Consider the following 14,079-nt stretch of genomic DNA (forward strand, 5'->3'; position numbering starts at 1 on the left):
ATGAGGACTAAGAAGAAAAATTATAAACTCATTAGTCCTCTTTGAGAGGACTTTCGCTATGAGACTCTTAATTCATTCCCTGTCGGACTGACGGGCGGACGGAAGGACTGGGCGGACTGACAGCTAAAGTTGACACCAATGGGCTGAGCCTAAGTCCCTACGGCTGGAATAGATCGATCGTCAATCTAACAAAACTTTTCTAACTTTTTGCGCGATTTTTTGCCAATCAAAATTCACAGCAGCATATTCCTGACACGCTTCTCTAGAAGGCATAGGTACTTTTTTAAGTAACAGTTGTTCCAATCGCTCAGCAATAGCTGTTGCTTCTATAGACGTAGTAATCAAATTGGGTGAAAACGGTTCTAAAATTTCTGGCATTCCACCTACAGGAGTGCATAGTGCTGGAGTGCCGCAGGCGAGGGATTCTAGCACGACTAATCCAAACCCTTCTAAAGATTGGCTGGGTATCACGCTTAAATCGGCGGCTTGGTAAGCTATAGGCAGTTGGTCATCTGGCAAAAAGCCGAGAAATTTAACGTTGTCATTGAGTCCCAAATCTGTTGCTTGCTGCTGGAGAACCTCTTGTAGCGGCCCTTTTCCAGCGATCGCCAACCAGATATCGGGAATTTGAGGTTTAATAGTTGCTACAGCTATCAACAGCTTATCGATTCCAACTCGACGCACTAAACGACGCGCTGTAAATAGAATCGGGCGATTTTGGGGCCAATTGAGCTGCGATCGGGCTTCTGGGCGCGATCGATCGATTTGAAATCGCGACAGATCGACACCGCCGGGAATTACGTGAATTTTGTGCCGCGGAACTTGATATTCTTGATGTAAAATATCACCAAATGCTTTGCTAAGGACAATAAATCGATCGCACCGGTGATAAACTCTGTCTTCGACCCAATGCTTCAAAAAAACGCTCAGTTTACCAGAACCCTCCTGCTTAGATTCTAAGGCCCAAGGTCCCTGAAAGGAAAAGGTAATAGGAACTCCCTTAGGTAACACCTGCAAAAGAGGAAAACTATAGAGTGCAAAATGCAGATGAATGGCATCGGGTTTCGCAAATTTTATCTGCAAAAAGTTGGAGCGAATCAGCCAAAGCCGCTCCCAGAGTGGACGATCGGGTTCAGCTAAATTAGTGAGTTTTACACCAGAGTTTAACTGAGTTTCTGGTAGACCAACTCCACACAATTCAACTCGATCTTTACGGGCAGCTAGTTGATGTGTAAGCTCATAGGCATATCGATCCAGACCTCCCGATGTTTTTGGGAACCATCCGAGACCAACGCAAAGAATGTTTGCTGGTGCATCAGCAGGGTTACTTGTATCGTTTTCCATTTGTTTGTTTGCAAATATACATTAACTTTACAATAACTAAGATATCCTGATGATAGCTGTATATTCCTCAGCGAGATTATGAAGAATCGATTCCTGTTGCTACTAAACAAATTATGGCAAAAACAGCGGTTGTTCGTCCAAAAACTGAATCATTCCGTGAATAATTTTAAGCCGATCGCCTGGGATTGCCAACATCGCAGGATGAGTTTCCGATCCAAGGCGATCGCAGGAATCATCATCTTTATTGTAACGGCACTGTCCGTAACAGCACTGTCCGTAACTTCCAACCCTTTATCCAATATCTCCTACAAAACATCTTGGATCGGTAACACCTTTGGCGGTGGCAGTAAGTGGGTACAAATTCAAATCAGTGCCATGTACGTAGCAAGCGATGGAACAGTTTACACCAATAGCGTGTGGGACGAAGCGGGTAGAGAGGCAGGAATTTATCAAGATGGAGATGCGATCGCCAAAGCTAGCAATCTTCATGGATGGGGCAGAACGGGAGGAGAAGCAGTCACAGCAAATAGTAAATACCTTTATATCGCCATGACTCAGGGGGAAATAGGCTATATCGTACCTCAAGATTATCCTTCCTCCGGGACAGACTGGTATTGTGTGAGACGCTACAACTTATCAGGAGAGCCAGCTCCCTTTGCGGGTGGGCGTGGTTACGATCAAAGTATGTTAGTTGTTAGCACCTCCGGTCCAGTAACTGGATTAGCTAACGCTGGTGGTGAGCTTTATGTCAGCGATCGTGCCGCTAACCGCATCCGCGTCTATAATACCGAAACCCTGACAGAGTTGCGAAGTTGGCCGAGCGATCGCCCCAAACAAATAGCTGTAGATGCTCAAAGTAATTTATGGATTCTGCAAGCGAAAGATGCTAGCAATCCTCCCCAGATTCTGCACTATTCCAAAACAGGAACCTTATTATCCCAGAAAATTACCGATGTTGTAGACCCTACAGCCCTGGCGATCGATCCTCAAGGCCGGCTATTAGTTGCAGAAAATGGCCCCCGCCAACAAGTGCTGATTTACGATATATCGCCAACCCCTAAATTAATTGGGACTTTTGGCACTCCAGGTGGTATCTATTCTGGCACTAAAGGAGAAGTTGCAGAACTTAAACTCAACGGTTTAACAGGAGTGGGTGCGGATAAAGCCGGGAATATCTACGTTAGCAATGATGGTTTTGGCGGTTCAGGAACCGACTTGAGAAAGTTTTCCCCTCTGGGAAAAATGCAATGGCAATTATTGGGTTTGCAATTCGTAGATAATGCCGATGCCGATCCAGGTACTGACGGACTCGATGTGTTCACCAAACACGAACATTTCGTCATGGACTATAGCAAAGAAAACGGTCAGGAATGGAGCTATAAAGCATATACCCTGGATAAGTTTCGCTACCCAGACGATCCGCGACTGCACAACGAAACCCATTCGGCCGCCTCAGTTTTTGTCCGTCGAATAGGGGGAAAACGTTTCTTATATCTTACGGGGATGTTTGCCCACCAGATTAGCGTCTACCGTTTTGATGGAGAAATTGCCGTTCCCTGCGCCATTTTTGCGAGGGATCATTCTACCTGGCCAACCAATCAACCAGCGACGGGAAGCTGGTTGTGGCATGACAAAAACGGAGATGGCTCAATTCAAAGCAATGAATATGAAAGTTTAGGTGCAGAAGATGATTCGATTTGGGGTTGGGAAGTTGACAGTAATGGGGATGTTTGGCAAGCATCTGAGTCTGGGGCGATCGGGCATTATCCTGTTCAAGGATTAGATACCTATGGCACTCCAATTTACCATGCTGCCACTGCCCAGAAAATGCCAATGCCAGCACCTTTTAAGAGCTTAACAAGGATTAAGTATTTCCCAGAAACCGATACCATGTATCTGACAGGCTATACCAATGAACGTCCAAATATTAAAGGATCGGGCATCGTCGGTACGGAGATTATACGCTATGATAACTGGAGCAAAAGTCGAAATATTCGCTGGCGTGTTGCTCTTCCCTATCAGCCTTCGGATCATCCCGATCCATCCGCCAAACATTTTGTAATCATCAAGGCGATGGATATAGCGGGTGACAGAATTTTTGCCACTAGTGTTTTACAGGCAGAGGTGTATGTGTACGATACTGCAACGGGAGCTGCGATCGCTAAGCTAAAACCAGGTATAGAGGTCGCAGGTGAGAGTGGCTGGGTGGATATCCCCTACGGATTAAGAGCTTATCAGAGAACCAATGGTGAGTACCTGGTATTTGTAGAGGAAGATGCAAAAGCCAAGGTGATTATGTATCGACTCGGACAAAGATAGTCCTGAACTTAAAAACCCGGTTTCTTAACCTAATTGCGTCATTTTAGGTTGAGGAGCTGAACGATAAACCGGGTTTTTTCGGTTTATAGTGCGTCGAGGACTGAAAGAGACTGAAAGTTCAGGCTTCGTAATCGAATTATTTTATAAATGCTCAGTCTATAGAACAGTACCCTAATTTCAGCCTAACTAAAACTTTCAAACTTTATTTTGTTTCCATACCGGAGCACTCGCAATACAATTCCACTATCTTCTCAACCATCAGTTCCCGATCGAATACTGAGGAAGCATACTCCACACATTGTTTACCCATCTGCAAGCGAAAATCCTTGTTCACAAGCTTTTCGATTGCCTTTGATAAAGCCTCTGGATCGTCGAAGGGAACGACATAACCTGTTTTTCCTTCCTGAATCTGATCCATAGATCCCGCTCCTGGTGTCCGGATCGGGACTATTCCACAGCACATCGCTTCCGCCACCACTACACCAAACCCTTCCGAGCGACTTGGTAGAACAAGAATATCCGATGTCCAATACACTTCCCGCATATCCTTCATATGGCCAGCAAATAGAAAACAATCCGAATCATCTTCACTAGCAAAGGCATATTCCTTAATCTGCTTCTCCCGATCGCCAGAACCCGCGAATAAACACTTTACAGTTATTTCAGGAACTGCTTTTCTCATTCGCCTAACTGCGTCAATCAAAACGTCATGTCCCTTAATCCAATTGAGTCTTCCTACGAGAGTACATACCAGATCTTTTTCCTCAAATCCAAACTTTTCCCGTACCCTTTGTCGCTCTTCTGGACTGGGGGGACGAAAATATTTTGTATCAGTGGCCATTAAGATTTTGCGGACCTTGTTTTTATGAAAGCCCAAATCTTGGAGCAAAAATCTTTCAATCTCTGAAGAGTATGCAATAAAGGCTTTTGGGGCAAACGCGCTCAAATATATCTGATATTTTCTGATTTTCGGTCGCAATACAGATTTTATGAAGGTTGAATTGTCATCTTCGATTAATAAATGAAAGGTAGCAACACACTCTAACCCCGTCAATAATTTGAGGATACGTGCCAGCATCAACATCGAGTATCCATGTGCGTGAAATACGGAAATTTCGTATTTATTTACTATTTCCTTAATCCGACGAATACTATCCCAAGTTGGAAGAAAAGGTTTCATATCATCAAATACTATCCAGTCTTCTGATAAGTCTTTGAGTGCTTGAAAACTGTCTTCAGAACCTGCATCATAATTCACTGGTCCCGTAATCAAGACGACACTCCACCCAAGCGCTTTCAAACCACGAATTATAGTCTGACAATGGGAGGCAACCCCGTCATTACAATCGACACGCTTCAAGAGAAATCCTACTGTTTTTTGTTTTTCCATTTTCTGTTGTTTACCTCACCAACTATTACCTTGACAAAAAAATCCTGACTGAGTATATCCGCATCAACGTATAGCCTTTCTCCGATTAAATCCATAGCCACGGAAATAACTTACACCCTATACTACGGAGATAGAACTTCCATAAATTTTTACCTTCAGAATAGTTTTGGTTATCTGACCCTCGGTAACCATCAATTAGAGGAATCTGGTTAAACCGTCGTACAATCTTGATATTTGGTATAGGCTGCTCCATCAAGTCGATAAAAACTTCTTCTGGCTGTATGAGTTGCTCTTTGTCGGCGATAAGTTTGTGATACATATTTTGTAGACAAGCTTGATAGCCTTTGATTGTCCACGACATCAAGAACATATCTGCCCATCGTTTTGGAACATGGCGGCAATTATAGTAGATGTCAAAACTTGAAGGCTTACGGGTAATGATCCGATAGAGATTTTTTACCATATAACGACCTGTCACTTTCCAAACAAGTATCTCCCTATTTTGAGTTGGGCTGTTGATGATATGCGAATTATTCATTACATAGTCATTCAGTTTGAATTCTCCGTAGGCACGACCATAGATTGGAGGATGATCCAATCCATCAAAAACGATAAACTCCACCCGATCTGTGAAACCCGCTAGATCAACCATATTTTGTAAAACTGAGACATCGGAATTGGAATTCTCTGCGAAGACAATTGAATCAATACATCGGTTCAGGAGTGGCAAATAAAACTTTAGTGATCTCTCGTAATCTTGAAGACGATCGTGCGGATTGGCTCGTTGTAAAAGAGGCACTCCAGCCGGAGGCGTAATTGTGGCAGTCAGTAGTAATATATTAGATTGTTTCCTCTCGGAAGTATGATTAAAAATCATGTTTGGATGTGTTGAATGTTAGCTAAACTTCAAGGTTGAAAAACTCTAAGCACGTCCTTGATGCTGATGGTATTTGATAGCTGCCATGCCGATACCCAGAAATCCCCAGAAAACCATGCCAGAGATACCAGCGATCACATTTGAACCAGCTAGCATCGGCAGGAACCCAACAACAATAGCACGAGCTGCACTGGCAAACGGATCGGAATTAGATTTAGAGGCTTGGAACAGGCTGTAAAAACTTAGGAGTAGCCCACTTATATAGGGAATGGCTCCCATCCAGCCAAAGGTGAGAAGTAGTTCGATAATTCCACTGTCAATCGGCTGAAGAGTTCCATTTCCCTTACCAATAACCTCACTCAGCGCAAGATTTAATGTTGTGCCGTAGAGGTTTGCTCTGTCCTTTGCACTCTGATCGTCTTTAACGTTAGACAAACTGGTTACACGAGACTGAATGACTTGGGAAAATGGCTCGACTGTAGACAATGGTACCATACATAGGACGATCGTCAGGATCAAAGCAATTAAACGAATCTGAAAACCCCCTTTTAGAGAAACGAGCAGGGTAATTAAGGATATTATAAATCCTCCCCAAACTGTGCGTACCGATGTTAGCAGGATAGACAAAATGCCAATTGCTAAGCCAGGAATACGCAAATTGCCTTGACCAATAAATAGCAAGATATTCCCTGCTAACATCACTACTGCAAACTGTAAGGGCGCATTCATGGTACTCCACACTCTAAGTCCAAGGGGTGCTGGTGTTCCCATGCTGGTATATAGTTTGGTTTGTATCAGCCAGAAACGATCCCACTCAGGTGCAACTAAATATTGATAGACGCCATAAGATGCTGTCACTAACACACCCCAGAGAAAAGTGCGCTGAATGTTTTGCCGATAGCTGGGGTAATCTCGCCAGTTCACAAATAGGTGGAAACCAAACAGAATGGGGCTTACCCAACCTATAAGAGAGACGATCGCCGGAACAGGTAAGCCATTAATCAGACCAACCAGAAAACCATAGAACACACCCATAGCAGATAGGATAAAAGGTAAGCCACCTTGATCGTATGCTTTGGGAAAGTTGCGGTAGAAAGTTACAATGGTGATCGTTGCCACCAGTAGAGGGGCTAACAACATGGGACTGGGATCGGTAAAACCGCTCCGAAAATCCGACACGCGGCGAATAAAAGGTGTGAGGAAAAATACCCACCAAGTGAAACCTATATAGAGGATAGGATACCGCAAATATAGGAAAATGCCGACGGCCACAGAACCCGCCGGAAATATAATGTTTAAAACTTTACCAAGACCTGCTACAAGGCATAGGATAGTAATCAGTAATAGTCCCAGGATTGCTATCCAAGCCGCCTGGGGTTCTAGTGTCAGAGAAAAGCCCTGTTTTCGAGAGTTATTCGGAATTCCCTGCATTTGATTTATTACTCACTACTTTTTATGTTTGGGCTATCTTTAACTAGGTAAGTAGAAGGAAGAACGAAAAAGGAAAAAGGAAGAAGATTTACAGAGCAAGCTTTTTAGCGATTGGACTGTTGCCATGTCTCCCATGCCTGCCAGCGTCCGCGTAGAGATGCCAGTAATTTCTGTCCTGCTAAGGTTCGTTCTTTAGGTAGGAATCGCAACCATTGTAAGAAGCCAGGGGCATCTCGCGTTCCCACAAGTGTTGCCCAGAATATAAATGCAGTACGTCGAGTCAATGGTAGGTTTTCTAACAAAACTAAAGTTTCATTGTGTACGGCATTGAACGAGGCAATGTCATTAAATTGATTTCGCCGATCTTCATCAAAACGTTGTGCTGGAAAGTGATCTACTGCTACTTTTGGATCGTAGATCAGTTTCCAGCCTGCCCGTTTTAAGGCTAGACTAAATGCTAGTTCAAAGTGTACCTGGGCTCCTGTACCTCGCATCCGGCGATCGAAGTGCATTTGACCGATCGCACTTCGCCGAAAACTCATATTTACACCCTTAAGCACATCTACCTCACGGGCTTCTCCAACCCCTAAGTGATGTCCGCCGATGACTCGTCCAAACCACTGTACCTGTCCCACTACCTCGCGTTCCCCCTCTTCTAACTGAGTGCCGTGATACACCCAATCCCGCCCCCCGACACCACCGATACTGCTATCTGACAGAAAGTGGGCTGCGATACGTTCCAGCCAATCGGTGTGAGGTGTGGCATCATCATCGGTAAAGGCGATGATATCTCCACAAGCGGCATCCATTCCTGCATTCATGGCTGCTACCACACCCGACTCGCTGACTGTGGCAGTTCGCAGTGGTAAGAATTGTGGGTTCAATGTTTGGACAAATGTCCAAGTTTCAGTATCCGTATCTCGAACTACTACTAAGACTTCATCGGCAGGAAGTTTTTGCTTTTTGAGTGCGTCTAAGCAGCGTGCTAAGTCTTGCGGACGACAGTAACTGGGAATCACAACTGATATCGTCAGCACGGCTGTAGTTCCTCAAATAAATTCACATAATTACTTGCCATATTAGCCCAACTATGATGTTCTGCGATCGCTCTGGCTACTTTACCCATTTGCTGTCTTTGTTGCCGATCGCATTTAACTAATTGATTCAATGCTTCAGCTAAAGCCTGTGTATCGTCTGAGTCTGGCAAAACTACCCCGCAGTCTGGTGTCACCAACTCCGCCGCCCCCGTCGTAGCAGCCGTAATTACAGGTATTCCTGTCGCCATCGCTTCTAATACTACTAAACCAAAAGGCTCGTAACGGGACGGAAAAACTAAAAAATCTGCTGCTTTCATCAAATCGGGGACATCTTGCCGGAATCCTAGAAAATGCACTCGATTTTCTAAGTTTAGCGATCGCGCTAACTCAGGATAGGGACTACCTGCGGTTCCCCCTACCACTCCGAGGTGCAATTGGGGAACTTGCACTAAGGAATGCAGGATTGTATCCAAGTTTTTCCGAGGTGTACGAATATCCCCAGCAAATAGCGCCAGAGGCACTTCCTCTGGTAAATTCCATTTTTGCCTGCTGACAATACCTGGGGAAAATTCTTGTAAATCAATGCCATTTAAGATCGTCCGAATGCGATTTCGCGGGACACCAATCGCAATTAATTCCTGGGCGACTTTCTCAGAAACGGCTACTACTACTTTCGCCCGATCGAAGGCTTTTTTTTCCCAATCAGCATTTAAGGCAGTGTAAAACCGCTGGTAGATGCTTCGCAAGCTCAGATTTTGTGCTGAAAGATTGACTGGCGATCGTAACCAGGAACTATGGACAAAATGCACTGCATTCACATCTCCCCTAGCCGAAGTGATGGCACCGTTAAGTTTGATGAGGTCAAATTCTTTTAGGTGCTGATTTAACCACCAAGCACTTTGGGTGGAGAAAGCTAATTCGCGGAGAAGTTGCACTGGATATCCTTTAACTGAAATAGAAATCCATTTAACCAGGCTATGTTTTTGCAATTCTATGTCTACGCTACTTGCTAATAAGGTAACATGATGACCACGACGAATAGCTTCCCACGCAACTTCATAGTTGACCCGACCTTGACCATCACCTTTCATGACTTTGTGTGTAACAATGCAAATTTTCATACGTAAACACTATTGACTCATGTGAGAGTATTGAGGAATCGTTTCTATTTCATTGCTGACTCTGCGACTTTCAAAATTATAAACGCGAACGAAGATTCAGTCAGTTAACGTAATAGAACTTTCTCCGGACCAACGATATGAGCACGTTGAAGAATATCGACTGCATTGGAAAATTGAACCGCATTATTAATTCCTGCTGTCACGATGAGAATCAATGCTAATCCCAGCACAACAGGTCGTAGTTTTGTGAGTACGCCGAGACTCACTAATATTACTAATGAAGGAGCATAATGCAATGAATACAGAAATATTTCAAAACCATGAATGGTATGAAGTAATAGCTGTCCGAGTAGCGTCAACCCAAGGGTTAATCTTAATCGAGGATGCTGCTTTACGGAAAAAAGTGCATACAATCCTAGTGCTAATAACCCTCCCCAAGTAACAGTTGCAACTTTCCCCCACCCGCCACCTGAGCCTATACCTGATGTCTGAATACTCAATACTTGACCTCCCGATGAACCAACCCAATTACTATTAATGATCTCAATAGAGGGCATCACAATGGAATGGAAGAGGAAAACACTGTATCTCTTGAACACCATAGAGATATTTGAAGGCCAGTATAAATAGTCCGTTTGCTCTGCTGCTCCTCTAGTAAAAATTGCTCTTAACGCGGCAGTTGGAAAGAAGATTTTTTGGATAGTAGCTAACAGTATGAATAGAACAAAAGCACCAGCAAAAATTTTCAAACATTGTTTCCATCGATTTCCTGAAATAGTCGCTATGATTCCTGCCATCAAATTTGTGATTGTTATACCTACGGTTAAAACATTCGCAGCCATATACCAGTAAGGAGAAAGTTGACGATAATCTGCTACTGTAACAAGACAGTACACAAGTAAAATAGTCTCTCCTCCAAATAAGAACGATTCTGGGACAACAAACCAAAATCTTGCGGCTGCGGTTATGGATGCCAAAATACTAAAAATTGCTGCATCAATTTTTTGGTAGCCTAGCAACCTGAAGAGGATGAATATTGTTCCAATGAAAAGCCCAGAAACTACAGAAATAAATGCTCTGATACCTGTAATAGGTTCCAAATGAAAGATTGTTAGGATTGCTAATATTGGCAAGCAACTAAACAATGCATACAGAGGATGAGCTGAAATTGTAGCATGGTTGTAATTTGAGTCACTCATTCGGAAGAAGCTTTTATTGATATCACTATCAAACCAAATGTCCGTGACATTAAAGACTAGAGGATTAACTAACTGTGCTGCGGCAAAAGAAGTGCAACCAGTGAAAAATATGAGGCTGAGCACTAACCAAACATCTGCTTGATATTTATGAAATAGCTGAGATGGGGATAGGGATTTCATTGTTCTCCTCGCTTTTTAGAAAGGGCTTTTTCGTAGAGTGTCAGAGTATTTTGAGCCACGGAATTGCTAGATCGTACTTTTTTTATAACTAAAGTGGCGTTTTAAGTTATTAATCGGTTTTTCAAACAATAGCCAAGATGGTATTGCGATCGCCAGTGTAATTATCATTTTTAATAAAACCTCAAGCGGTAGCGGAATTTGAGAAAATAAATTCAACTCATAGGCTTTCGCAAAGGTTGGATTTAGGAATACATGGTAAAGATAGACTCCATAACTAATTTTTCCGAGAAATACAAGAGGTTTCAGTTCCAAAAACTTTCCAGGAAGACCGCTAAAGCCTTCCGATGCCCGACTGATTAACCATACATAGAAAATTCCCAAAACGGTTGGTCTAACCAGCATATTAAATAGCGCTATATTATTAAACAAAACAAGTAATGGTAAGCAAACCCATAATCCTAAATTACATAAAATCTGCTGATTTTGCTTAAATTGCTCGTGGTTGTATTTGTAGAATGCGAGTAAAGCACCTAGTGCAAGTGAATCCATAGATGCAAGAGGGAAAACAAGAATCTGGACTTCATTGAAGTTAAATCCATAGCATATAAACTTAGAGACTACTCCCAAACCAATGGTTATTAAAATAGCTTTTAACAAGTATTTTTTAGGCAAAAATAGCATCACACACGGCCAAATTATATAAAATTGTTCCTCCATCGCTAATGACCAAAAATGGCTTGAAGTATCATCCCATTCACCTCGGATTAGAACCATAATGTTGGTTGTATAAGTCAAGTGCCAAAAAAAGACACTTCTAACTTGATTGAAGCCAATAGCAGTGACAGCAAGGGTTAAATAGTAAATAGGAAATATCCGTAAAAAACGCCGTATATAAAATCTTTTAAGTGTAAATCCGATACTTTGGTTATTTGATTTGATTGTATCTCTACACCGGAGGAGAATACCAGTTATCAAGAAACCGCTAAGTACAAAAAAAAGTGTAATTGCTGATGTACCCCAATGGAGGATTGGTTTCAAATAAGATAGAATAGAACCCGAAACATTGCTTGTTACAAAGTGTTCAAGCATTACAGCAAATACAGCTATTCCTCTAAGGGCATCTAACTGAATCATGTAACCTGGATTTCTAGTTTTTGAAAGGTTTTGAGTTGCACTCATATCTTTATTCCTTTGTAAAAGTGGTTGAATTTTTTCTGTCCTTCTGTATCACCTCATTGATTTTGCATTTGGTGATAATCCCAAAGTTTGCCGCGTAGCGCCAGCAATTCATTGTAGGTTCCTTGCTCTACGATTTCTCCCTGCTCGAGTACAATAACTTTGTCGGCTCGCATAATAGTTGATAGACGATGCGCGATCGCAATTACGGTACGACCTACAGAAAGCTTTTCTATTGACTCCTGAATCAATCGCTCTGATACAGAATCTAAGGCACTGGTTGCTTCGTCCAAAATTAAAATTTCTGGATTTCGCAACAAAGCACGAGCGATCGCAATCCGTTGGCGTTGACCGCCCGACAATCGTACCCCCCTATCTCCGAGTTGAGTCTCAAATCCTTCAGGCATATCTTGAATAAATTCTAGGGCATGGGCGAGTCGAGCTGCTTCTTGAATTTCCTGTTCTGTTGCGCCTTCTTTTCCATAAACAATATTGTTCCGAACCGAAGTATTAAAAATGAAAGTATCCTGACTTACTATAGCCAGCTTTTGTCGCAGAGAGTTGATCTCAAACTGTCGTAGATCGATGCCATCAATCAGCACCTTCCCTTCTGTTGGATCGTAGAATCGAGGAATCAGGTCAGCCAAAGTTGTTTTGCCAGCACCGGAAGCTCCTACCAGCGCTGTCATCCTTCCTCGTTCAATTGATAGCGTGATGTTTTTGAGAACCAAATCATTAGTATCGTAGCCAAAATCTACACCGATAAACTCAATCGAGTGCTTTAAGCCTGAAAATTCTATTTTGCCATTTTGAAAATATGTTTTATTATCCGTTCTTAAAAGCTCTTTGATGTTCTCTGCTGAGCCGTGCAAACTACTAATAATTGCTCTGGTTCCGTTGACATCCTGGATAATTGGAACTAAGCGCACCAGCATAAAGAGAAAAGTTAGTAATGAAGCTACTTTCAGGGGACTATTCGTTAAAACACCAGTGAATGCTACAAGAATCATACCAATTAAAATTGTAGTTGCTATGCCTTCTGCCAGAGGCTTTACCATTGCCCAAAACCGAATAATTCTTACAGAAGCGCCGACAAAATCTTCACTAGCTTTGTAGTAACGCTTTCGCTCAAAATCCTGAGTAGCAAATGACTGAATTGTCCTAATTCCACTGATAAATTCTATAGCTGTTGTGGTAAATTTTCCATTAGCAGTTGATATTTCAAAACTTCTTTCACGGACTCGCTTATTCAACGTGGACAAGCCTACAGCCATCAGAGTGAATAGCATTATTGAAATGAGTGACAACTGCCACGAAATCAAAATCATCGACATCAGGTAAATGGCGATCGTTAGCCCCCTAGTGAACAAGAAAGCACTGCCATTAAAAATGTTCTTAAATTTTTCTATTTCCGAGGTAATTGTATTAATCAATTCTCCTGATTTGGTCGTCGCAAAGTAACTCAGATTCACAGCCTGAAGTTGTTCAAAAATCTGTTTGCGGAGCCGATCCATCAAATTAAGTTGACAATTTTCCGTATAAGTATACGCCAAATAGTTAAACAATGCGCGTGTCCAGGTACTCAACCATATTAAAGCTGATATTCGGTAGAACCGGCTGGTAGCAGATGTATTGACTCCCAAAACCCAAACATCAAACCAGCCGATTCCTGTCTTAATCGGTGCTGCATCAGGATTCGTCAAGCTTTGTAAAAACGAAAGCAGAAACCCAATACCAACTCCTTCAAAAGTCGCTGCCAGGAATGAAAATACTAGAGCTAAGATTACAACTTTAGGAAAGTATTTGAATTCTCGCAGGAACAGGTAATTATTCTGCCAAAAAATTGTATTTTTTATCAGACCATTAACTGAAGTAGGAATTTTTAGGTGCATATTTTTTGATTGATATTAATCAATAAGTTATAGCTATTTTATACCATAAATTTTGGACCAATCTAGAAATAGTGATAAATTTTTTAAATTATAAACTTACAGACACTCCTCTA

General features: G+C 42.3%; 10 protein-coding genes. 1 reads left to right on the plus strand and 9 read right to left on the minus strand.

Annotation, left to right across the window (positions count from 1 at the left end; translation table 11 throughout):
- Positions 1 to 180: 180 nt before the first annotated feature.
- Positions 181 to 1,344, minus strand: a complete 1,164-nt coding sequence (locus QUB64_RS18365; protein ID WP_333273392.1) for a glycosyltransferase family 4 protein — start codon at positions 1,342 to 1,344, stop codon at positions 181 to 183.
- Positions 1,345 to 1,422: 78 nt separating this feature from the next.
- On the opposite strand from QUB64_RS18365, the gene QUB64_RS18370 reads away from it, so the two are divergent.
- Positions 1,423 to 3,663, plus strand: a complete 2,241-nt coding sequence (locus tag QUB64_RS18370; RefSeq protein ID WP_333273389.1) for a hypothetical protein — start codon at positions 1,423 to 1,425, stop codon at positions 3,661 to 3,663.
- 202 nt (positions 3,664 to 3,865) lie between these two features.
- On the opposite strand, the gene QUB64_RS18375 is transcribed toward QUB64_RS18370, so the two are convergent.
- The 8 genes from QUB64_RS18375 to hepA form a co-directional block, all read right to left on the minus strand.
- A complete protein-coding gene (locus QUB64_RS18375; protein WP_333273386.1) occupies positions 3,866 to 5,053 on the minus strand; it encodes a glycosyltransferase family 4 protein in 1,188 nt (395 codons plus the stop codon).
- 85 nt (positions 5,054 to 5,138) lie between these two features.
- Complete coding sequence (locus QUB64_RS18380) at positions 5,139 to 5,930, minus strand: hypothetical protein (protein ID WP_333394161.1); 792 nt, start codon at positions 5,928 to 5,930, stop codon at positions 5,139 to 5,141.
- Between the two features lie 45 nt (positions 5,931 to 5,975).
- The gene (locus tag QUB64_RS18385; protein ID WP_333273381.1) at positions 5,976 to 7,361 is read right to left on the minus strand and encodes an O-antigen ligase domain-containing protein; all 1,386 of its coding nucleotides are present in this window, start codon (positions 7,359 to 7,361) and stop codon (positions 5,976 to 5,978) included.
- A gap of 104 nt (positions 7,362 to 7,465) precedes the next feature.
- Positions 7,466 to 8,398, minus strand: a complete 933-nt coding sequence (locus QUB64_RS18390) for a glycosyltransferase family 2 protein (protein WP_333273378.1) — start codon at positions 8,396 to 8,398, stop codon at positions 7,466 to 7,468.
- Positions 8,392 to 9,519, minus strand: a complete 1,128-nt coding sequence (locus QUB64_RS18395) for a glycosyltransferase family 4 protein (RefSeq protein ID WP_333273375.1) — start codon at positions 9,517 to 9,519, stop codon at positions 8,392 to 8,394. The genes QUB64_RS18390 and QUB64_RS18395 overlap by 7 nt, the downstream gene beginning before the upstream one ends.
- Before the next feature lie 104 nt (positions 9,520 to 9,623).
- Positions 9,624 to 10,898: a hypothetical protein gene (locus QUB64_RS18400; protein ID WP_333273372.1), complete on the minus strand. Its 1,275-nt coding sequence runs from the start codon at positions 10,896 to 10,898 to the stop codon at positions 9,624 to 9,626.
- Between the two features lie 66 nt (positions 10,899 to 10,964).
- Positions 10,965 to 12,077, minus strand: a complete 1,113-nt coding sequence (locus QUB64_RS18405) for an acyltransferase family protein (RefSeq protein ID WP_333273369.1) — start codon at positions 12,075 to 12,077, stop codon at positions 10,965 to 10,967.
- Positions 12,078 to 12,130: 53 nt separating this feature from the next.
- Positions 12,131 to 13,966 (minus strand): heterocyst formation ABC transporter subunit HepA, encoded by a 1,836-nt coding sequence (hepA, locus tag QUB64_RS18410; RefSeq protein WP_333273366.1) that lies wholly within the window; start codon positions 13,964 to 13,966, stop codon positions 12,131 to 12,133.
- Positions 13,967 to 14,079: the final 113 nt, after the last annotated feature.

It is taken from the genome of Microcoleus sp. Aus8_D2 (genome assembly GCF_036702665.1).
GTDB lineage: Bacteria > Cyanobacteriota > Cyanobacteriia > Cyanobacteriales > Microcoleaceae > Microcoleus.

Bases quoted from the DNA above. Each gene is read 5' to 3' on its own strand.
- QUB64_RS18365 (WP_333273392.1), bottom strand. From the start codon at position 1,344: ATGGAAAACGATACAAGTAACCCTGCTGATGCACCAGCAAACATTCTT.
- QUB64_RS18370 (WP_333273389.1), top strand. From the start codon at position 1,423: ATGAAGAATCGATTCCTGTTGCTACTAAACAAATTATGGCAAAAACAG.
- QUB64_RS18375 (WP_333273386.1), bottom strand. From the start codon at position 5,053: ATGGAAAAACAAAAAACAGTAGGATTTCTCTTGAAGCGTGTCGATTGT.
- QUB64_RS18380 (WP_333394161.1), bottom strand. From the start codon at position 5,930: ATGATTTTTAATCATACTTCCGAGAGGAAACAATCTAATATATTACTA.
- QUB64_RS18385 (WP_333273381.1), bottom strand. From the start codon at position 7,361: ATGCAGGGAATTCCGAATAACTCTCGAAAACAGGGCTTTTCTCTGACA.
- QUB64_RS18395 (WP_333273375.1), bottom strand. From the start codon at position 9,519: ATGAAAATTTGCATTGTTACACACAAAGTCATGAAAGGTGATGGTCAA.
- QUB64_RS18400 (WP_333273372.1), bottom strand. From the start codon at position 10,898: ATGAAATCCCTATCCCCATCTCAGCTATTTCATAAATATCAAGCAGAT.
- QUB64_RS18405 (WP_333273369.1), bottom strand. From the start codon at position 12,077: ATGAGTGCAACTCAAAACCTTTCAAAAACTAGAAATCCAGGTTACATG.
- hepA (WP_333273366.1), bottom strand. From the start codon at position 13,966: ATGCACCTAAAAATTCCTACTTCAGTTAATGGTCTGATAAAAAATACA.